The sequence below is a fragment of the Thauera sp. WH-1 genome (genome assembly GCF_047806685.1).
Taxonomy (GTDB): Bacteria; Pseudomonadota; Gammaproteobacteria; order Burkholderiales; family Rhodocyclaceae; genus Thauera.
Map to the genome: position 1 here is coordinate 102,711 of NZ_JBLQGP010000011.1, position 18,644 is coordinate 121,354.

17 protein-coding genes are annotated in these 18,644 nt (G+C 67.8%); 15 read left to right on the forward strand and 2 right to left on the reverse strand.

The window, feature by feature from the left end; genetic code table 11:
- Positions 1–15 precede the first annotated feature (15 nt).
- The 3 genes from ACMV5O_RS12335 to tilS all read left to right on the forward strand — a co-directional run bounded on the left by ACMV5O_RS12335 (position 16) and on the right by tilS (position 3,250).
- On the forward strand, positions 16–678 hold the full coding sequence (locus ACMV5O_RS12335) for a Bax inhibitor-1/YccA family protein (RefSeq protein WP_324537923.1): 663 nt from the start codon (positions 16–18) through the stop codon (positions 676–678).
- A gap of 166 nt (positions 679–844) precedes the next feature.
- The gene (locus ACMV5O_RS12340) at positions 845–1,810 is read left to right on the forward strand and encodes an acetyl-CoA carboxylase carboxyltransferase subunit alpha (RefSeq protein ID WP_416163733.1); all 966 of its coding nucleotides are present in this window, start codon (positions 845–847) and stop codon (positions 1,808–1,810) included.
- Between the two features lie 63 nt (positions 1,811–1,873).
- Positions 1,874–3,250: a tRNA lysidine(34) synthetase TilS gene (gene tilS, locus ACMV5O_RS12345; RefSeq protein ID WP_416163734.1), complete on the forward strand. Its 1,377-nt coding sequence runs from the start codon at positions 1,874–1,876 to the stop codon at positions 3,248–3,250.
- A 15-nt stretch (positions 3,251–3,265) separates the two neighbouring features.
- Here the strand turns inward: tilS and ACMV5O_RS12350 are convergent, their stop codons facing one another.
- Positions 3,266–3,871 (reverse strand): response regulator transcription factor, encoded by a 606-nt coding sequence (locus ACMV5O_RS12350; protein WP_416163735.1) that lies wholly within the window; start codon positions 3,869–3,871, stop codon positions 3,266–3,268.
- Positions 3,868–5,871, reverse strand: coding sequence for a sensor histidine kinase (locus ACMV5O_RS12355; protein ID WP_416163736.1), 2,004 nt, complete (start codon positions 5,869–5,871; stop codon positions 3,868–3,870). Before ACMV5O_RS12355 ends, ACMV5O_RS12350 begins: the two co-directional genes overlap by 4 nt.
- Positions 5,872–6,067: 196 nt before the next feature.
- Between ACMV5O_RS12355 and ACMV5O_RS12360 the strand changes: the two genes are divergently transcribed.
- The 12 genes from ACMV5O_RS12360 (at position 6,068) to der (ending at position 18,636) form a co-directional block, all read left to right on the forward strand.
- Positions 6,068–7,072 (forward strand): TRAP transporter substrate-binding protein, encoded by a 1,005-nt coding sequence (locus ACMV5O_RS12360; RefSeq protein ID WP_416163737.1) that lies wholly within the window; start codon positions 6,068–6,070, stop codon positions 7,070–7,072.
- Between the two features lie 75 nt (positions 7,073–7,147).
- The gene (locus ACMV5O_RS12365) at positions 7,148–7,846 is read left to right on the forward strand and encodes a TRAP transporter small permease (RefSeq protein ID WP_416163738.1); all 699 of its coding nucleotides are present in this window, start codon (positions 7,148–7,150) and stop codon (positions 7,844–7,846) included.
- A 13-nt stretch (positions 7,847–7,859) separates the two neighbouring features.
- Positions 7,860–9,146 carry a TRAP transporter large permease gene (locus tag ACMV5O_RS12370; RefSeq protein ID WP_416163739.1) on the forward strand — a complete coding sequence of 429 codons (1,287 nt, stop codon included), beginning with the start codon at positions 7,860–7,862 and terminating at the stop codon, positions 9,144–9,146.
- Positions 9,147–9,364: 218 nt separating this feature from the next.
- Positions 9,365–9,790 (forward strand): nucleoside-diphosphate kinase, encoded by a 426-nt coding sequence (ndk, locus tag ACMV5O_RS12375; RefSeq protein WP_004292046.1) that lies wholly within the window; start codon positions 9,365–9,367, stop codon positions 9,788–9,790.
- A gap of 129 nt (positions 9,791–9,919) precedes the next feature.
- Positions 9,920–11,056, forward strand: coding sequence for a 23S rRNA (adenine(2503)-C(2))-methyltransferase RlmN (rlmN, locus tag ACMV5O_RS12380; protein ID WP_416163740.1), 1,137 nt, complete (start codon positions 9,920–9,922; stop codon positions 11,054–11,056).
- Positions 11,053–11,859: a type IV pilus biogenesis/stability protein PilW gene (gene pilW, locus ACMV5O_RS12385; RefSeq protein ID WP_416163741.1), complete on the forward strand. Its 807-nt coding sequence runs from the start codon at positions 11,053–11,055 to the stop codon at positions 11,857–11,859. Before rlmN ends, pilW begins: the two co-directional genes overlap by 4 nt.
- A 5-nt stretch (positions 11,860–11,864) precedes the next feature.
- Entirely contained in the window at positions 11,865–12,872 is a 1,008-nt protein-coding gene (locus ACMV5O_RS12390) for a helix-turn-helix domain-containing protein (protein WP_416163742.1), read from the forward strand.
- A gap of 14 nt (positions 12,873–12,886) precedes the next feature.
- Positions 12,887–14,146 (forward strand): flavodoxin-dependent (E)-4-hydroxy-3-methylbut-2-enyl-diphosphate synthase, encoded by a 1,260-nt coding sequence (gene ispG / locus ACMV5O_RS12395; protein ID WP_416163743.1) that lies wholly within the window; start codon positions 12,887–12,889, stop codon positions 14,144–14,146.
- A gap of 59 nt (positions 14,147–14,205) precedes the next feature.
- Entirely contained in the window at positions 14,206–15,501 is a 1,296-nt protein-coding gene (gene hisS / locus ACMV5O_RS12400) for a histidine--tRNA ligase (RefSeq protein WP_416163744.1), read from the forward strand.
- Positions 15,502–15,503: 2 nt separating this feature from the next.
- Entirely contained in the window at positions 15,504–16,148 is a 645-nt protein-coding gene (locus ACMV5O_RS12405; protein WP_416163745.1) for a tetratricopeptide repeat protein, read from the forward strand.
- A 3-nt stretch (positions 16,149–16,151) separates the two neighbouring features.
- The gene (bamB, locus tag ACMV5O_RS12410; protein ID WP_416163746.1) at positions 16,152–17,294 is read left to right on the forward strand and encodes an outer membrane protein assembly factor BamB; all 1,143 of its coding nucleotides are present in this window, start codon (positions 16,152–16,154) and stop codon (positions 17,292–17,294) included.
- Positions 17,295–17,307: 13 nt separating this feature from the next.
- A complete protein-coding gene (gene der / locus ACMV5O_RS12415) occupies positions 17,308–18,636 on the forward strand; it encodes a ribosome biogenesis GTPase Der (RefSeq protein WP_324537908.1) in 1,329 nt (442 codons plus the stop codon).
- Positions 18,637–18,644: the final 8 nt, after the last annotated feature.

Below are 18,644 nucleotides of genomic sequence, written 5' to 3' on the forward strand. Positions count from 1 at the left end.
GGAGGAACGCTCGCAATGGAAAACCGCATGACGATGACGCGCTCGGAAGCGTCAGTCCTGTCGACCAACAAGGTCATCCGCAACACCTACATGCTGCTGTCGCTGACGCTGGCTTTCTCGGCGCTCACCGCCGGCCTGTCGATGGCGATGGGCTTGCCGCATCCCGGTCTGATCCTCACCCTGATCGGCTATTTCGGTCTGCTTTTCCTGACGAGCAAGTTCCGCAACAGCAGCCTTGGCATCGTGTTCGTGTTCGCGCTGACCGGCTTCATGGGCTTCACCCTCGGCCCGATCATCTCGGCCTACCTGGCGCTGCCCAATGGCAGCAGCATCGTGATGCAGGCGATGGCGGGCACGGCGGCGATCTTCCTCGGTCTGTCGGCCTATGCGGTGACGACCAAGAAGGATTTCTCCTTCATGGGCGGCTTCCTGATGGTCGGCATCCTGGTGGCCTTCCTGGCCGGCCTGGGGGCGATCTTCTTCTCGATCCCGGCCCTGTCGCTGACCGTCTCCGCGGCTTTCGTGCTGCTGATGTCCGGCCTCATCCTGTATGAGACCAGCAACATCATCCATGGCGGCGAGACCAACTACATCATGGCCACGGTGACGCTGTTCGTGTCGATCTTCAACCTCTTCACCAGCCTGCTGCACCTGCTGGGCTTCGCCAACAACGACTGAACCGGCTGCGCCTTCGGGTGCGGGCGACAGGGCATCGGGGCGGCCGCCATCATGGGGCCGCCCCGATGCGTTGACCGGGCCGCATGCGGCGGTGCAGCGACGACGGCACACGCCCCAGCCCGGCTGGCGTTACAATGGCGGTCATTTTTTGACTGGGAACGGCTGGATGAACACCACCTTTCTGGATTTCGAAACGGCGATTGCCGAACTCGAGGCAAAGATCGACCAACTGCGCTTCGTGCAGGACGATCCGGCCGTGGACATCTCCGACGAAATCAGCCGGCTCGAGGCCAAGAGCCAGTCGCTGACCAAGGAACTCTACGTCAAGCTCACGCCGTGGCAGATCTCGCAGGTCGCCCGTCACCCGCAGCGCCCCTACACGCTGGATTACGCCGAGCTGATCTTCACCGACTTCCAGGAACTGCACGGCGACCGCAGCTACGCCGACGACAAGGCGATCGTCGGCGGGCTGGCGCGCTTCAACGGCCAGTCCTGCGTGGTCATCGGCCACCAGAAGGGCCGCGACACCAAGGAGAAGATCGCGCGCAACTTCGGCATGCCGCGACCCGAGGGCTACCGCAAGGCGATGCGCCTGATGAAGCTCGCCGAGAAGTTCGGCCTGCCGGTGTTCACCTTCGTCGATACGCCGGGCGCCTATCCGGGCATCGGCGCCGAAGAGCGCGGCCAGTCGGAGGCGATCGGCCACAGCATCTACCTGATGGCCGAGCTCAAGGTGCCCATCGTCAGCACCATCATCGGCGAGGGTGGCTCGGGCGGTGCGCTGGCGATCGCGGTGGCCGACCAGGTGCTGATGCTGCAGTACTCCACCTACTCGGTGATCTCGCCCGAGGGTTGCGCCTCCATTCTGTGGAAGAGCGCCGACAAGGCGCCGGATGCGGCCGAGACCATGGGCATCACCGCCGCGCGCCTGAAGGCGCTGAACCTGGTCGACAAGGTGGTGAACGAGCCGGTCGGGGGTGCGCACCGCGACCCGCGTGCGATGGCGGCCACCCTCAAGCGCGCACTCGGCGATGCCCTGCGGGAGCTCGAGGCGCTGACCCCGTCCGAGCTCGTGGCGCAACGCTACGAGAAGCTGATGAGCTACGGCCGCTTCAAGGAGAAGGCGGCCTGAGTGCCGCGCCGGCCCTGAGGGCGCCGGGCTGACCCGCTCACGCCGACGCAGGGCAGTCTCTACATGCACGCCAGCGCCGACCCGGCGGTAATGGGCGACCCGGTGCTCGAGGCCGCTGCCGAGGTGCTCACCCGTGCCGGCCTTGGCGCCGGCCAGCGCCTGTGCTGCGCGCTCTCGGGTGGGGTCGATTCGGTGGTCCTGTTCGAGATCCTGCGCCGGCTGCAGCCGGCCTTCGGTTTCCAGCTGTCGGCGGCGCATGTCCATCACGGCCTCAGCCCGCGTGCCGACGCCTGGGCGCAGGCTTGTGCCGCGCGTTGCGCGATCGCCGGCGTGGACCTGCAGGTCCTTCGTGTCACGGTCGAGCGCGGGCACGGCGAGGGCCTCGAGGCCGCGGCGCGCACGGCGCGGCATGCGGCGCTCGACGGCGTGGCCTGTGACTGGCTCGTGTTCGGCCACCATCAGGACGACCAGGCCGAGACGCTGCTGTTGCGGCTCTTCCGCGGTGCGGGGGTGCGCGGTGCGGCGGCGATGGCGCCCATCGTTGCGGCCCGGGGCAGGCGTCGTGGCCGGCTGCGCCCGCTGCTGGCGCTGCGTCGCGCGCAGATTGTGGCCTGGGCACAGCGCAAGGGCCTGTGCTGGGTCGAGGACGAAAGCAACGCTGAGCTGCATTTCACCCGCAATGCCTTGCGCTACCGCGTGCTGCCGGTGGTCGAATCCCTGTTTCCGGCGGCAGTGCCCGCGCTGGCGCGCGCAAGCGCCAACTTTGCCGAGGCCGACGCCTTGCTCGCCGAGCTCGCCGCCCTCGATGGTCGGGCCTGCGGTGGCATGCCGTGGCGGCGCCCACGCCTGCTTGCGTTGAGTCCGGCGCGACAGGCGAACCTGCTGCGCTGGCAGCTGCGCGAGCTGGGTGGACAGGCGCCGTCGCGGGCGCGGGTCGATGAGGTCTTGCGCCAGTTGCACAGCGTCGCGGCCGATCGGCCGCTGCGCGTTGTATTCGGCGACTGGGTGTGCTGCGCCTATCGCGCCGAAGTCTGGCTCGAGGCCGCGGCAGTGCTGCCGGCGCTGGCCAGCGCCTGGCGCGGCGAGGCGGTGCTGCCGTGGGGGGGCGGGGCGGTGCATTTCGAGCGCGGCATCGGCATCGGCCTGAGCCTGGCTCGGCTCGAGGCGGCGCAGGGACTGCGGCTGGCGCCACGCCGCGCGGGCATGAAACTGCAACTGGCGCCCAATCGCCCGCGCCGCGATTTGCGCAAGCTGTGCCAGGAGGCCGGAATCCCCGCCTGGATGCGCGATCGCCTGCCGGTGCTGTGGGCCGATGGCGAGGCGGTCTGGGTGGCCGGCATCGGCGTCGCGGCGGGCTGGACCTGTGCCGCCGACGAGCCCGGCGTGCTGCCACGCTGGCAAGCGGTCGGGCAGGATCCTGGCTTGGCGCCCCCGGCCTGAGCGGGCGCGCAGTACTCAGCCGCGCAGCGTGGTCAGGAGCTGGGCGAGCTCGACCGCCGAGCGCACTTCCATCTTTTCGAAGATGCGCGAGCGGTGCGCCTCGACGGTGCGCATCGAGATCGACAGATTGTCGGCGATCACCTTGTTGTACTTGCCCTCCAGGATCAGCTCCATGACCTCGCGTTCGCGCGTGGTCAGCGTCGCCAGCCGGGCCTCGATGGTCTCGCGGCTGGCGGCGGCGCGCTGGCGGTCGGCGTCGAGCGCCAGCGCCTTCTCGACCAGATCGACCAGGTCATGGTCGTTGAAGGGCTTCTCGATGAAATGAAAGGCGCCCTTCTTGAGCGCGGCGACCGCCATCGGCACGTCGCCGTGGCCGGTGATGAAGATCACCGGCAGTTCGCAGCCGCGCGCGAGCAGGGTGTCGAAGCACTCCAGCCCGCTCATGCCGTTCATGCGGATGTCGAGCACGATGCAGCCGCGCCATTCCGGGCGCCAGGCGTCGAGGAATTGCTCGCCACCGGGCCAGGTCTGGCAGCTGACGCCGCGTGTCTTGAACAGCCATTGCAGGGCGTCGCGAATGGCCTCGTCGTCGTCGATGATGTGCGTGCAGGCGGTGCTCATGCGGCGTGTGGTTCCACGGGAAGCGACAGGAAGAAGATGGTACCGCCGCCGGGGCGCGCCTCGAAAGTCAGGCGGCCATGGTGCAGTTCGGCGATCGAGCGGCAGATGTTGAGCCCCATGCCCATGCCGCTGCTCTTGGTGGTGAAGAAGGGCTCGAACAGGCGGGCGGCGGTCTCGGCGTCGATGCCGGCGCCGCGGTCGGCGACCGAGATGCTCACGAAGCGCCCCTCACGGGCGGTGGCGATGAGGACCTGGCGCAGCGCGGCCGGGGTGTCGCGCATCGCATCCATGGCGTTGCGCACGAGGTTGATGACGATCTGCTCGATCATCACCGCATCGGCGGCAACCAGCGGTAGCGCCGGGGCTAGCGTGCTGATGAGCTGGACGCCGCGCTTGCGCGCATCGGCCTCGATCAGGCCGACGGCGTCGCGGATGACGGCGTTGAGCTCGAGCGGTTCGCGTCGCGGCTCGGAACGGCGCACGAAGTCGTGCACCCGGCGGATGATCTCGCCCGCGCGCCGCGCCTGGCGGCCGATGCGCTCGTGGATGTCGAGCAGCTCGTCGCGGTCGAGCTGGGTGCCGTGCAGGCGGTTGATGCAGCCGTTGTTGTAGCTCGCGATCGCGGCCAGCGGCTGGTTCAGCTCGTGGGCCAGGGTGGAGGCCATCTCCCCCATCGTGATCAGGCGCGAGCTTTGCTGCAGGCGCTCCTCCTGCTGGCGCGTCTGTTCGCGCGCACGCTTCTGCTCGGTGATGTCGAGCACCGAGCCCATCCAGCCGGCATGGCGGCCGCTGGCGTCGATCAGCGGTGCCTCGAACACGAGCGCGTCGAGCACCTCGCCGTTCTTGCGTCGCAGCCGCACCTCGGTGCCCTGCGGCGAGCTCTCGCCGGCCATGATCTCGCGATGCAGCTCTAGGGTCTCCTCCAGGTGGTCCGGGTCCCAGTAGGGCATCGGTGGCTTGAGGCCGACGAGTTCGCTGGCATCGAAGCCGGTCATGCGACAGAAAGCGGAATTCACATAGGTGAGCCGGCCCTCGAGGTCGCGAGCGCGCATGCCGGTGAGCAGCGAGTCTTCCATCGCCTTGCGGAAAGCGGATTCGGCGCGCAGCGCGGTCTCGGCCTGCTGGCGGCGGGCGAGCTCGCGGCGCAGCTGGGTCACGCTCCAGATGATGATGCCGGCCAGCAGCACCAGCGAGCCGCCCAGCAGCAGCGGGATCCAGCGCGTCTCCGACTTGTAGGCGGTGATCTGCAAGGTCAGGCCGTGACCGGGTGGGTCGAAGGGCATGCTGTAGGCGAGCTGCGCGGACAGCGGGGCGACCTTGGACTTGGCGGCGATCTCGTTGCCGTCGGCGTCGAGCACGGCGACGCGATAACGCTCCGAGAACCACCACGGCAGCTCGCGCACGACCAGGTCGGGCAGGGAATACACCCCCACCACCACGCCCAGCAGGTCTTCGTCCGACCACACTGGCACATGCACTTCGAAATGATGGATGTTGCCTCGCGCGGCGTAGGCCGGGCCATAGACCGGCCGGCCGATGCCGCGCGCGAGGCGGAAGCTGCTCTCGCTCGGGAAGCCCTCGGCGCTTTCGTCCGCCGGGCGCGGCGGCGGCGTGGGCGGCATGGCGCCCGCCGCGCGCCCCTCAGGCGTCAGCCACAGGATCTGCACCAGGCCACGCTCCTGATTGAGCAGGCTGGCAAGCCGGGCTTCGGTCGGCGCCTGCAGGCTGCGCTCGGCGAACAGATCGGGACCGATCTGCTGCAGGTGGATCTCGTTGCGATCGAGGTGGAAGCGCAGGTTCTGCTCCATCCACAGCACGTCGTTGAGCAGTGTGGTGCGCTGTTCGTCGGCATCGTAGGCGCGCGTCAGCCACACCAGCGCGGCGATCGCCGCCATGAACAGCGCCAGGCTCAGATAGGGCAGGTGCTGCACCCAGCGCCGGCGCGGGCTGACGGGGGCGGCGGCCGCGGCAGGCGGCGCGCTGGGGGCGGACGAGCTCATCGGTTCAGAGGGTGGCATCCGGCGGACGGGGAGCTTGCGGTAATCACGGCTGCGGACTTCCACAATAGCAGGCCCCGGGAGCGCAAAGGATACTGATGCCCAGCACAGCAGAACTTATCGCGGTGCAGTGGTCGCAGGCCAGTCGCCTGCGGCCCGAGAAAATTCATCAGCGCTGTATCTGGAGGAGATGCCTTTCATGAAGATTCGTTCACTTCTGCTTGGTCTGGTTGCCGTTGGTCTGTCCGCCACGGCGGTCGCTGCGGACCCGATCGTGATCAAGTTCAGCCACGTCGTCGCCCAGGACACGCCCAAGGGCAAGGCCGCCGAGAAGTTCAAGGAGCTTGCCGAGCAATACACCAATGGTGCGGTCAAGGTCGAAGTCTATGCCAACAGCACCCTGTACAAGGACAAGGAAGAGATGGAAGCGCTGCAGCTCGGCGCCGTCCAGCTGCTCGCCCCGTCGCTGGCGAAGTTCGGCCCGCTCGGCGTGCGCGAGTTCGAGGTCTTCGATCTGCCGTACATCTTCGACGGCTACGAGGCGCTGAACAAGATCACCCAGGGCCCGGTCGGCCAGCAGCTGCTCGCCAAGCTCGAGCCCAAGGGCATCAAGGGTCTGGCTTTCTGGGACAACGGTTTCAAGTCCTTCTCGGCCAACACCCCGATCAAGAAGCCCGAGGACCTGCGCGGCAAGAAGATGCGCATCCAGTCGTCGAAGGTGCTGGAAGAGCAGATGCGCGAGGTCAAGTCGCTGCCGCAGGTGATGGCCTTCTCGGAGGTCTATCAGGCGCTGCAGACCGGCGTGGTCGACGGCACCGAGAACCCGCACTCCAACCTCTTCACGCAGAAGATGCATGAAGTGCAGAAGCACATGACGCTGACCGACCACGGTTACCTGGGCTACGCGGTGATCACCAACAAGAAGTTCTGGGACGGCCTGCCGGCCGAGATCCGCAGCCAGCTCGACAAGGCCATGGCCGAGTCCACCGTCTATGCCAACCAGATCGCCAAGGAAGAGAACGACAAGGCGCTCGAGGGCGTGCGCGCCGCCGGCAAGACCGAGATCTACGAGCCGAGCGCGGAAGAGAAGGCCGCCTTCAAGAAAGCCTTCGTGCCGGTGCACAAGAAGATGGAGTCGCGCATCGGCAAGGAGCTGATCCAGTCGATCTATCAGGAAACCGGTTTCGACCCGGCCAAGCTGTAATCACCTTCCTTCACACCCAGCAGCGCCCGTCTGGCTCCTCGTGAGCGACGGGCGTTTTTTCGGGGGAGAACAATCATGAACAAGCTTCTCGACCGCCTCGAGGAGATCATCATCAGCGCCCTGATGGCCGTGGCGACGATCGTGATCTTCATCTCGGTGGTGCATCGCTACGCCTCGGGTTACGAGATTCCCGTGGTGCAGGACTGGCTGCTCGACATGAACGTGGGCTGGGCGCAGGAATTCTGCATCATCCTGTTCGTGTGGATGGCCAAGTTCGGTGCCGCCTACGGCGTGCGCACCGGCATCCATGTCGGCGTCGACATCCTGGTCAACAAGCTGTCGGGCACGCCGCGCGCGGTGCTGATCCACATCGGCCTGATCTGCGGGGTGATCTTCACCGCGCTCATCGGCCTGTTCGGCGCCTTCTTCGTGTGGGAGAACGGTATGGCCTACGAGACCCTGTCGCTGTTCGGCCGCGATACCGGCGACTACTTCGAGGGGCCGACCACGCCCGACCTCGAGTGGCCGACCTGGATCGTCTATTCGGCCGTGCCGCTCGGTTCCTTCCTGATGTGCTACCGCTTCCTGCAGGTGATGGTGAGCTTTGCCCGCAGCGGCGAGTTGCCGACCCACGACCACGGCCATGTCGAAGGCCTGGACGAGGGCGACGACGAGAGCGTGCTGCTCGAAGGCGAGGCGATCTCGATCGCCGAGGACATCGAACATGCCCGCGGTGGCCAGCCGGATGCGAAGCGTCCGGGCCAGGGCAAGTGAGGAGGACGAGATCATGACAAATTCGATTGCAATCTTCGGCCTGCTCGTCGTCCTGATGGCGATCGGCATGCCGGTAGGGGTGGCGCTCGGCCTCACGGTGCTGAGCTTCATGTTCATCTTCACCGATGTGCCGCTCGAGTCGGTGGCGCTCAAGATGTTCACCGGCATCGAGAAGTTCGAGATCATGGCGATCCCGTTCTTCATCCTCGCCGGCAACTTCCTGACCCATGGCGGCGTGGCGCGGCGCATGATCAACTTCGCCACCTCCATGGTCGGCCATCTGCGCGGCGGCCTGGGCATGTCGGCGGTGCTGGCTTGCGCGCTCTTCGCGGCGGTGTCGGGCTCCAGCCCGGCGACCGTGGTGGCGATCGGCTCGATCCTGATTCCGGCGATGATCAAGCAGGGCTATCCGGTGCGCTTCGGCGCCGGCGTGGTGGCCTCGGCCGGCGGTCTGGGCATCCTGATCCCGCCCTCGATCGTGATGGTGATGTACGCGGTGACCACCAACACCTCGGTCGGCGCGCTGTTCATGGCCGGCGTCATCCCGGGCATCATGCTCGCCTTCATGCTCGGCGTGACCACCTGGTACGTGGCGCGCAAGAACAACTACCCGACGATGAAGCGGGCTGACTGGGGCGCGCGCCTCAAGTCCTTCCGCAAGGCCTTCTGGGGCCTGATGCTGATCGTGGTGGTGATGGGCGGCATCTACTCGGGCATGTTCACCCCGACCGAAGCGGCGGCGATGAGCGCGGTGTACGCCTTCTTCATCGCGGTCTTCGTGTACAAGGACCTGACCTTCAAGCAGATCCCGCGCGTGCTGCTCGATTCGGCCAACATGAGCGCGATGCTGCTGTTCATCATCGCCAGTGCGGTGCTGTTCTCCTTCATCCTGACCAGCGAGCAGATCCCGCAGCGCATGGCCGATGCGATCGTGGCCAGCGGCATGGGCCCGATCGGCTTCCTGATCGTGGTCAACCTGCTGCTGCTGGTGGCCGGCATGCTGATGGAGCCGTCCTCGATCATCCTGATCCTGGCGCCGATCCTGTTCCCGGTGGCGGTGGCGCTGGGCATCGACCCGATCCACTTCGGCGTGATGATCGTGGTGAACATGGAGATCGGCATGATCACGCCGCCGCTCGGACTGAACCTGTTCGTGGCCAGCGGCGTGACCAAGGCGGGCCTGACCGAGATGAGCAAGGCGGTGCTGCCCTGGCTATACACGATGCTGGCGTTCCTGATGCTGATCACCTACGTCCCGAGCATCTCCACCTTCCTGCCCAAGGCGCTGGGCATGATGTAAGCGCTGCAGCCCGGCCGCGCTCGGCGCGCGGCCGCAGCACTGCGATGCAATCCCCGTCAGGCGGCGACGCCCGGCGGGGATTGTTTTTTGGCCTGTCCGCTTGCGCCGGCTTACATTCCCGCGTGCGTGCCAGGCATCGGTGTGATGCGAAACCTGTTAAAATTTCGCGCTTTTTTCCAAACCTCGCGCTTCTTTCGAGCGCAGTCCCGGAGTTTTCCATGGCAATCGAACGCACCCTGTCCATCATCAAGCCCGACGCCGTCGCCAAGAACGTGATCGGCCAGATCTACGCCCGCTTCGAAGGCGCAGGCCTGAAGATCATCGCCGCCAAGATGGCTCACCTGTCCGAGCGTGAGGCCGGCGAGTTCTACGCCGTGCACAAGGAGCGTCCCTTCTTCAAGGACCTGGTGTCCTTCATGACCTCCGGCCCGGTGATGATCCAGTGCCTGGAAGGCGAGAACGCGATCGCCAAGAACCGCGAGCTGATGGGCGCCACCGACCCGAAGAAGGCCGACAAGGGCACCATCCGCGCCGACTTCGCCGAGTCGATCGACGCCAACGCGGTGCACGGCTCCGACGCCCCCGAGACCGCTGCCGTGGAAGTGGCCTTCTTCTTCCCCGGCATGAACGTTTACTCGCGCTGAGCGGTCCGTTCCAACGGCCCGTCGCGCATGCGTCGCGGTGCCTTCCGCACCGCGCGCGGCGTGATCGGGCCGTTTGCATTACGGCGGGGCCGTCTGCCGCCCCGGCCTTGAATGAGTGAAGTTTCAGGCGTGAGCACTTCCAATCCGGTCAATCTGCTCGATTTCGATGTCGACGGTCTCGTCGCCTGGTTCGCCGGGCTGGGCGAGAAGCCGTTCCGCGCCCGCCAGGTGATGCGCTGGATGCACCGCGAGGGCTGCGACGATTTCGACGCGATGACCGACGTCGCCAAGTCCTTGCGCGCCAGGCTCAAGGACATCGCCGTGATCCGTCCGCCGGTGCCGGTGCGCGACTCGATCTCGGCCGACGGCACGCGCAAGTGGCTGCTCGACGTGGGCAATGCCAACGCGGTCGAAACCGTGTTCATCCCTGAAGCCCACCGCGGCACGCTGTGCGTGTCCTCGCAGGCGGGCTGCGCGCTCGACTGCGCGTTCTGCTCCACCGGCAAGCAGGGCTTCAACCGCAACCTGAGCGCGGCCGAGATCATCGGCCAGCTGTGGCTCGCCAACAAGCTGCTGGGCGCGGCACGCGATTCAGCCGACGACCTCGAAGCTGGCGAGAAGGACAACGGCCGCATCATCAGCAACGTCGTGATGATGGGCATGGGCGAGCCGCTGGCCAACTTCGACAACGTCGTCACCGCGCTGCGCCTGATGCTCGACGACCACGCGTACGGCCTGTCGCGCCGCCGCGTCACCGTGTCGACCTCGGGGATCGTGCCGGCGATGGATCGCCTGCGCGACGAGTGCCCGGTGGCGCTGGCGGTCTCGCTGCATGCCTCCAACGACGCGCTGCGCGACCGCCTGGTGCCGATCAACCAGAAGTACCCGCTGCGCGAGCTGATGGCCGCCTGCCAGCGCTATCTCGAGCGCGCCCCGCGTGACTTCGTGACCTTCGAGTACGTGATGCTGGACGGCGTCAATGACAGCGACGCGCACGCGCGCGAGCTCGTCGCGCTGGTGCGCGACACGCCGTGCAAGTTCAACCTGATCCCCTTCAACCCCTTCCCGAATTCGGGCTTCCTGCGCTCGCCGGCGGAACGCATCCGCCGTTTTGCCGGTATCCTCATTGACGCCGGCATCGTCACCACGACGCGCAAGACGCGCGGTGACGACGTCGATGCGGCCTGCGGCCAGCTCGCGGGCCGGGTGCAGGACAAGACCCGGCGTACGGTTCGCCTGAAACAGGTCACGGAGGAGCGAGGATGAAGCGTGGTTCGGTCTTACTGGCGACGACCCTGGCGGCAGCACTGCTGGCAGGGTGCGCGACCACTCCGGGCGGGAGCGCCAGCGTGGCGAGCAGCATCACTCGCCCGATGTCCGACATCACACCGGCAACACCGGCCGATGCCCGCGCGCGCGTGCATGTCGACCTGGGCATGGCCTATTTCGAGGTGGGCCGTTACGATGTAGCGCTCGACGAGGCGCGGATCGCGCTCAACGACAGCCCCAACTATGCACCGGCCTACCACCTGCTCGGGCTGGCCTACATGCTGATCGAAGAGAACGCCGCCGCGCGCGAGAATTTCGAACGCGCGCTGCACTTCGCGCCGGGCGACCCCGACTTCAACAACAGCTATGGCTGGTTCCTGTGCGCCCAGGGCAGGGAGGCCGAGGGCCTGGAGCGCCTTGCGGTGGCGGCGCGCAACCCGTATTACCGTTACCCGACGCGTCCCCTCACCAATGCCGGGCTGTGCTACCTGCGGATCAATGACGATGCTGCCGCCGAGGTGCAGTTCCTGCGCGCGGTGCAGGCCGATCCGCAGAACGGGCAGGCGCTGTACCAGCTTGCCGACATCGCGTATCGCAGTGGTCGCTTCGAGCAGGCGCGCACCCAGCTGATCCGCCTGCATCAGCAACTGGGCCCGAGTTCGGCGTCGGCCTGGCTTGGGTTGCGCACCGAGCGCCGCCTGGGCAATCGTGATGCCGAGGCGAGCTATGCTTCGCAGCTGGGCTCCCGCTTTGCCGACTCCGACGAGTATCAACTGATGATTCAAGGGAAGTACGAGTGAGCAGCATGCAGTCCGAAAACCTCGCGCCGCCCGCGTCGGCCGACATCTCCTCCTCGCCGGGCAGCCGGTTGCGCCGCGAGCGTGAAGCGCGGGGCCAGTCGGTGCATGAGGTCGCCTTCGCCCTCAAGCTGAGCCCGCGCCAGATCGAGGCCCTCGAGCGCGATGACTTCGCCGCGCTGCCGGGCATGGCCTTCGTGCGCGGCTTCATGCGCAACTATGCGCGCTACCTGGGCCTGGACGCGGCACCGCTGCTCGATGGTGTGCAGCGCATGGCCGGGGTCGGGTCGCCCGACTTGTCGCCCATCCGCAATGCCGACGGCGACCTGCCCAGTGGCAGCAGTCCGCGTCGTGGCAGCTTCCCGTCCGGCCTGGTGGTCGTCGTGCTGCTGGTGCTGGTGGCGGCGGGCTGGTACTTCGACTGGTTCCAGACCGAGCCCGGATCGTCGGCCAGCAGCCAGAGCGTCGAGCTGACGCCAGGTTTTGCGCCCGCGCCGATGCAGCCGATCGAGTCGCCGTCGATCCTGCCCGCACCCGTCGTGCCTGCGCCGCTCGGCCAGCCTGCGGCACCGGAGGGCGAGGCCGGCGCGGCACCCGAGTCCGCCGTGGCCGCTGCCGTGGGCGAGCCAGAGGCGCCCGCCGAGGCAGCCGAAGCGACAGCGGACGCGCCCGCGCCAACGACAGTTCCCACGGCGGAAGAGGGGGGCGCAATCGTCGACGCCGAGGTCGCGCCGGCGCCGGCCGCAGCGCCCCCGACCGAGCAGGCAGCCCCACTGGAGGGCAGCCAGCTGAGTTTTCGCTTTGCCGCCGACTCCTGGGTCGAGGTGCGCGATGGCGCAGGCAGCATCCTGCACTCCGGGACCAATCGCGCGGGAAGTTCGCGCACGGTCCAGGGTACGCCGCCCTTTGCGCTGGTGGTCGGCAATGCCGCCAGCGTCACGCTCGAATTCAACGGCCAGCCGGTCGATCTGGCTGCGCACATCCGCGGCTCGGTCGCCCGTCTGACCCTGCGCTGAAAGCACGTAACGCCATGAATCAGGACAAGAATCAACACCTCATCGAGGCCTGCCCGCTGTCGCGCCACCGCACCCGCCAGGTCCGCGTGGGCAAGGTCAGGGTCGGTGGCGACGCACCGGTGGTGGTGCAGTCGATGACCAACACCGACACCGCCGACGTGCTCGGCACCGCGATGCAGGTCACCGAACTCGCCCGCGCCGGCTCCGAGATCGTGCGCATCACGGTGAACAATGAGGCCGCCGCCGCGGCGGTGCCCAAGATCCGCGACCGCCTGCTCGCTCTCAACCTCGATGTGCCCCTGGTGGGGGACTTCCATTACAACGGCCACAAGCTGCTGACCGATTTCCCGGCCTGCGCCGAGGCGCTCGCCAAGTTCCGCATCAACCCCGGCAACGTCGGCGCCGGGGCGAAGCGCGATCCGCAGTTCGCCGCCATCGTCGAGCTCGCCTGCCGCTACGACAAGCCGGTGCGCATCGGCGTCAACTGGGGCAGTCTCGACCAGGCCGTGCTGGCGCGCATCATGGACGAGAACGCCAGCCGCGCCGAACCGCGCGACGCCGGCGCGGTGATGCGCGAGGCGCTCGTGGTGTCGGCGCTCGAGTCGGCGGCGAAGGCCGAGGAATACGGCCTCGGCAGAGAACGCATCATCCTGTCGGCGAAGGTGTCGAGCGTGCAGGACCTGATCGCGGTGTATCGCGATCTCGCCCGCCGCAGCGACTATGCGCTGCACCTGGGCCTCACCGAAGCCGGCATGGGCAGCAAGGGCATCGTCGGCTCGACGGCCGCGCTCGCCGTGCTGCTGCAGGAAGGCATCGGCGACACCATCCGCATCTCGCTCACCCCCGAGCCGGGCGGCAGCCGCACGCAGGAGGTGGTGGTCGCGCAGGAGATCCTGCAGACCATGGGTCTGCGCGCCTTCACGCCGATGGTCACCGCCTGCCCCGGCTGCGGGCGCACCACCAGCACCTTCTTCCAGGAGCTCGCCTCCGGCATCCAGGACTACGTGCGCGCGCAGATGCCGGTGTGGCGCGAGCAGTACGACGGTGTCGAGAACATGACGCTGGCGGTGATGGGCTGCGTCGTCAATGGCCCGGGCGAGAGCAAGCACGCCAACATCGGCATCTCGCTGCCCGGCACCGGCGAGACCCCGGCGGCGCCGGTGTTCGTCGATGGCGAGAAGGTCGTGACCTTGCGCGGCGACAACATCGCGGCCGAGTTCAAGGCCATCGTCGACAACTATGTGGCCACCCGGTACGTGAAGAAGGCCGGCTGAGCGCCGCGCCCGATGACAACAACAGCGCAGCGACGCATCAACGCAAAGACCAAGCACTCATGAGCCAGACCTTGCAGGCCGTGCGCGGGATGAACGACATCCTGCCCGACGAGGCCGAAACCTGGGAATACTTCGAAGACATCGTGCGCGACTGGCTGCAGAGCTACGGCTACCGCCCGATCCGCATGCCGCTGGTCGAGCCGACGCCGCTGTTCAAGCGCGCCATCGGCGAGGTCACCGACATTGTCGAGAAGGAGATGTACTCCTTCGAGGATGCCTTGAACGGCGAACACCTCACGCTACGCCCGGAAGGCACCGCGTCCTGCGTGCGTGCCGCGATCCAGCACAACCTGATCCCAGCCGGCGGGCCACAGCGGCTCTACTACTATGGGCCGATGTTCCGCCACGAGCGCCCGCAGAAGGGGCGCTACCGCCAGTTCCACCAGATCGGCGTCGAGGCCCTCGGCTTCGCTGGTGCGGACACCGACGCCGAGCTGATCCTGATGTGCGCCCGGCTGTGGGAAGACCTCGGGCTGGAGGACGTGTCGCTCGAGATCAACTCGCTCGGCGCCCCCGAGGAGCGCGCCCGGCACCGTGCGGCGCTGATCGCCTATCTCGAGCAGCATCAGGACAAGCTCGACGAGGACGGCAAGCGCCGCCTGTATACCAATCCGCTGCGCATCCTCGACACCAAGAACCCCGAGCTGCAGCCGATTGTCGAAGCGGCGCCCAGGCTGGCCGACTACCTCGGCGCGGAGTCGAAGGCGCATTTCGAGGCGGTGCAGGTCTTCCTCAAGGATGCCGGCATCCCGTACCGCATCAACCATCGCCTGGTGCGCGGCCTGGACTACTACAACCGCACCGTGTTCGAGTGGGTCACCACGCGGCTGGGCGCGCAGGGCACGATCTGCGCCGGCGGCCGTTACGACGGCCTGTTCGAGCAACTCGGCGGCAAGCCGCAGCCGGCGGCCGGCTTTGCGATCGGCATCGAGCGTCTGCTGTTGCTGTGGAAGGAATGCGGCGGCGAGGCCGAGCGCTCGGTGGCCGACGCCTACGTGGTGAGCGTGGGTGAGGCGGCCCAGCGCCTGGCCATGCGCGCCGCCGAGGCGCTGCGCGAGCACGGCTTCGCGGTGCTGATGCACTGCGGTGGCGGCAGCTTCAAGTCGCAGATGAAGAAGGCTGACGCCAGCGAGGCGCCGGTGGCGGTCGTGATCGGCGAGGACGAGGCCGCGGCCGGGGAGGTCGGCATCAAGCCGCTGCGCGGCGGCGGTGCGCAGCAGCGCGTCAGTCTCGATGCCTTGCCCGAGGCGATGGCGGGCCTGCTGTATTCCGAACAATCCGAACAAGAGGCTTGAAGATGGCGGTCTACGATCTCGAAGAGCAGGAACAGATATCCGAACTCAAGGCGTGGTGGGCGCAGTACGGCAACCTCGTCGTCGGTCTCGCGCTGGCTGCAGCCGTGGCTGCGGTCGGCTGGCAGGGCTGGCAGTGGTACCAGAACCGCAATGCGGCCGAGGCCGGCGTGCTGTATTACGCCGTCCAGCAGGCCGCCGAGCAGCAGGATGCGCAGAAGGCGCGCGAAGCGGCAGGGCGCCTGATCGGCGAGCATGGCGGCAGCGTCAGCGCCCAGCTCGGCGCGCTGCTGTCGGCGGCGATCCAGTTCGAGGCGGGCGACTTCGTCAATGCCCGGGCGCCGCTCGAATGGGCCGCGGACAAGGGCAAGGACCCGGCGCTGCGCGATCTTGCGCGTCTGCGCCTGGCGGCCGTGATGCTCCAGCAGGGCGAGCTCGATGCGGCGCTGGCGCGCCTGCAGGCCGCGCCTTCGGCCGCCTACAAGGCCCGTTTCGACGATCTGCGCGGCGACATCCTGGCGGCGCAGGGCAAGGCGGCCGAGGCGCGCGTTGCCTATCAGGCGGCGATCGATGCGCTCGCGGGTGATGGCGAGGAGGCGGCGACCCTGCGTGAAGTGGTGCGCGTCAAGCTCGAATCCCTTGGAGTCTGATCGATGATGCTGTCCTCGCTGCGTGTCGTCCCGCTTGTTGCCGCCGCGGTGCTCGCCGCGGGCTGCGCCTCACTCAATCCCTTCTCCAGCTCGGCGCCGAGGCCGGCGCCGCTGGTCGACATCCAGCCTCGTGCACAACTCGCCAGCCAGTGGCGGGCGGACATCGGTGACGCCGGCAGCTACCGCTTCCAGCCGGCAGTATGGAGCGACAGCGTGTATGCCGCCGCCCATCGCGGCGACGTGGCGCGCTTCGAGGGCGGCAACGCGGTATGGCGGGTGCAGGCGGACAAGCGCCTGTCTGCCGGCGTCGGCAGCGATGGCCGGCTGGTCGTCGTGGTCGCGACCGACGGCACGGTGATCGCCCTCGATGCCGCCAGCGGCGCAGAACGCTGGCGCACCCCGGTCGGCGCGGAGGTACTGGCGCAGCCCGCGGTGAGCCTGGAACTGGTCATCGTGCGTGCCTCGGACAATCGGCTCATCGCCCTCGATGCGCGTGATGGCAGCCGGCGTTGGATCTACCAGCGCAACAACCCACCGCTGGCGCTGCGCAGTTTCGCCGGCGTCCTCATCGAGGGGCCGGTGGTGCTCGCCGGCTTCCCCGGCGGCCGCCTGGCCGTCATCAATGCCGCCAACGGCGGTGCGATCACCGAGCTGAACGTGGCCGTGCCGCGCGGCGCCACCGAGCTCGAGCGCGTCGCCGATGTGGCCGGCCCGCCGGTGGTCGGTCGGCGCGAAGTGTGCGCGGTCAGCTACCAGGGGCGCGCAGCCTGCTTCGACACCTCGAACGGTAATGCGCTGTGGGCGCGCGACTTCTCCAGCAGTGTCGGCATGGACCGCGATGCCCGCTTTGCCATGATCACCGACGACCGCGATGCGGTGCATGCGCTCGATGCCTACAGCGGCGCCAGCGTGTGGAAGCAGGACGCCCTGGCCCGTCGCCAGGTGTCACGACCACTGATCGTCGGCGACTACGTCATCGTCGGTGATCTCGAGGGCTATGTGCACGCGCTCGAGCGCGAGACCGGCGCCTTTGCCGCCCGTGACCGTTCCGGCAGCCGCCCGATCGCCGCCGACCCGGTCGCCTTCGGCCGCGGCTTCGTCGTGCAGGGCAAGGGCGGCGACATTACCGCGTACGAAGTACGCTGAGGCATTACAGCAAGTGAAACCCACCATTGTCCTCGTCGGCCGGCCCAATGTCGGCAAGTCGACCCTGTTCAACCGCCTGACGCGCACCCGCGACGCCCTCGTCGCCGATCAGCCGGGCCTGACGCGCGACCGCCATTACGGCATCGGTCGCGTCGGTGAACGTGATTACCTGGTCGTCGACACCGCCGGCTTCGATCCCGTGGCCAAGGACGGCATCATGCACGAGATGGCGCGCCAGGCCGAACAGGCCATCGCCGAGGCTGACGTGCTGCTGTTCCTGGTCGATGGCCGGGCCGGCCGCACGCCCCACGACGAGAACATCGCCGCGCGCCTGCGGCGCGCCGGGCGCCCGGTGCATCTGGTCGTCAACAAGGCCGAAGGCCTCGACCGGGCGATGGTGGCGGCGGACTTCCATGCCCTTGGCCTGGGCGATCCGCTGCCGGTGTCGGCGGCGCACGGCGACGGCGTCAAGCAGCTCATCGACATCGTCCTCGCGCCTTTCCCGCTCGACGAGGAAGCTGCGTCGAGCGAGGACGAGGGGCCCAGGGTCGCGATCGTCGGTCGACCCAACGTCGGCAAGTCCACCCTGGTCAATACCCTGCTGGGCGAGGAGCGCGTCATCGCCTTCGATCTGCCGGGGACCACGCGTGACGCCATTTCCATCCCCTTCGAGCGGGGCGGGCGGCGCTACACGCTGATCGACACTGCCGGCCTGCGCCGCAAGGGCAGGGTGTTCGAGGCGGTCGAGAAGTTCTCGGTGATCAAGACCCTGCAGGCCATCCAGGAGGCCAACGTCATCGTGCTGGTGCTCGACGCAGCGCAGGACATCTCCGACCAGGATGCCCACATCGCCGGCTTCGCGCTCGAGGCCGGACGGGCGCTGGTGGTGGCGATCAACAAGTGGGACGCGGTCGACGACTATCGTCGCGACCGCCTGAAGGCGGACATCGCGCGCAAGCTCGCCTTCCTGTCCTTCGCCCGCTTCCACCAGATTTCGGCGCTCAAGGCCGAGGGCATCAACGGCTTGCTGAAGTCGGTCGATGCGGCCTACGCGGCGGCCACCGCCAACCTGGCCACGCCGCGCCTGACGCGTGCGCTGCAGCAGGCGGTGGCCCGCCAGGCGCCGCCACGCCACGGCATGGCGCGGCCGAAGATGCGCTATGCCCACCAGGGGGGCATGAACCCGCCGGTAATCGTGATCCATGGCAACGCTCTCGACGACATACCGGCGTCCTACGTGCGCTACCTGGAGCGCTGTTTCCTCGAGGCCTTCAAGCTGCAGGGCACGCCCTTGCGCATCCAGTTCAGGACCACGCACAATCCGTTCGCGACACGAAGCTGAACAAATTT

Coding starts and splice junctions, on each gene's coding strand:
- ACMV5O_RS12335 (WP_324537923.1), top strand. CDS start 16: ATGGAAAACCGCATGACGATGACGCGCTCGGAAGCGTCAGTCCTGTCG.
- ACMV5O_RS12340 (WP_416163733.1), top strand. CDS start 845: ATGAACACCACCTTTCTGGATTTCGAAACGGCGATTGCCGAACTCGAG.
- tilS (WP_416163734.1), top strand. CDS start 1,874: ATGCACGCCAGCGCCGACCCGGCGGTAATGGGCGACCCGGTGCTCGAG.
- ACMV5O_RS12350 (WP_416163735.1), bottom strand. CDS start 3,871: ATGAGCACCGCCTGCACGCACATCATCGACGACGACGAGGCCATTCGC.
- ACMV5O_RS12355 (WP_416163736.1), bottom strand. CDS start 5,871: ATGAGCTCGTCCGCCCCCAGCGCGCCGCCTGCCGCGGCCGCCGCCCCC.
- ACMV5O_RS12360 (WP_416163737.1), top strand. CDS start 6,068: ATGAAGATTCGTTCACTTCTGCTTGGTCTGGTTGCCGTTGGTCTGTCC.
- ACMV5O_RS12365 (WP_416163738.1), top strand. CDS start 7,148: ATGAACAAGCTTCTCGACCGCCTCGAGGAGATCATCATCAGCGCCCTG.
- ACMV5O_RS12370 (WP_416163739.1), top strand. CDS start 7,860: ATGACAAATTCGATTGCAATCTTCGGCCTGCTCGTCGTCCTGATGGCG.
- ndk (WP_004292046.1), top strand. CDS start 9,365: ATGGCAATCGAACGCACCCTGTCCATCATCAAGCCCGACGCCGTCGCC.
- pilW (WP_416163741.1), top strand. CDS start 11,053: ATGAAGCGTGGTTCGGTCTTACTGGCGACGACCCTGGCGGCAGCACTG.
- ACMV5O_RS12390 (WP_416163742.1), top strand. CDS start 11,865: ATGCAGTCCGAAAACCTCGCGCCGCCCGCGTCGGCCGACATCTCCTCC.
- ispG (WP_416163743.1), top strand. CDS start 12,887: ATGAATCAGGACAAGAATCAACACCTCATCGAGGCCTGCCCGCTGTCG.
- hisS (WP_416163744.1), top strand. CDS start 14,206: ATGAGCCAGACCTTGCAGGCCGTGCGCGGGATGAACGACATCCTGCCC.
- ACMV5O_RS12405 (WP_416163745.1), top strand. CDS start 15,504: ATGGCGGTCTACGATCTCGAAGAGCAGGAACAGATATCCGAACTCAAG.
- bamB (WP_416163746.1), top strand. CDS start 16,152: ATGATGCTGTCCTCGCTGCGTGTCGTCCCGCTTGTTGCCGCCGCGGTG.